This is a genomic window from Aeromonas sp. S13(2024), assembly GCF_041402405.1.
In the GTDB taxonomy this organism is placed as follows: domain Bacteria; phylum Pseudomonadota; class Gammaproteobacteria; order Enterobacterales; family Aeromonadaceae; genus Aeromonas; species Aeromonas veronii.
On record NZ_JBGLRA010000031.1, the window covers coordinates 1 to 531 of the forward strand.

The 531-nt window shown below is 46.9% G+C and carries 2 tRNA genes and 1 rRNA gene; all 3 read right to left on the reverse strand.

Annotated features, from left to right (window positions below):
- Positions 1-193: 193 nt before the first annotated feature.
- Positions 194-269, reverse strand: a tRNA-Ala gene (locus tag ACB042_RS20090).
- Positions 270-285: 16 nt separating this feature from the next.
- A tRNA-Ile gene (locus tag ACB042_RS20095) sits at positions 286-362 on the reverse strand.
- Between the two features lie 71 nt (positions 363-433).
- A 16S ribosomal RNA gene (locus tag ACB042_RS20100) occupies positions 434-531 on the reverse strand; the annotation flags it as partial.

Consider the following 531-nt stretch of genomic DNA (forward strand, 5'->3'; position numbering starts at 1 on the left):
GTACAACAAGGACCAAATAAAATTTGGTTTTCGCCAAGAAGTTTCCAAAGCACTTGTAACAAATGTTTGAGAACTACTTTTTAAATCAGCTTTCCAGATTGTTAAAGAGCAAACTTCATAAAGAAGTCAAAGACATAGATTGAACATCGTTCAACGCATGGCTTTTGCTTCTCGCAAAATTCAGTACCGATTATGGTGGAGCTATGCGGGATCGAACCGCAGACCTCCTGCGTGCAAAGCAGGCGCTCTCCCAGCTGAGCTATAGCCCCATAATCGGGAACGAAGTGGTGGGTCTGAGTGGACTCGAACCACCGACCTCACCCTTATCAGGGGTGCGCTCTAACCACCTGAGCTACAGACCCACTTCGTGTACTGTCTCTAAACTTGAATCAAGGCAATCTGTGTGAACACTCAACAACACGACATCTTAAGGTAAGGAGGTGATCCAACCCCAGGTTCCCCTAGGGTTACCTTGTTACGACTTCACCCCAGTCATGAATCACACCGTGGTAAACGCCCTCCCGAAGGTTA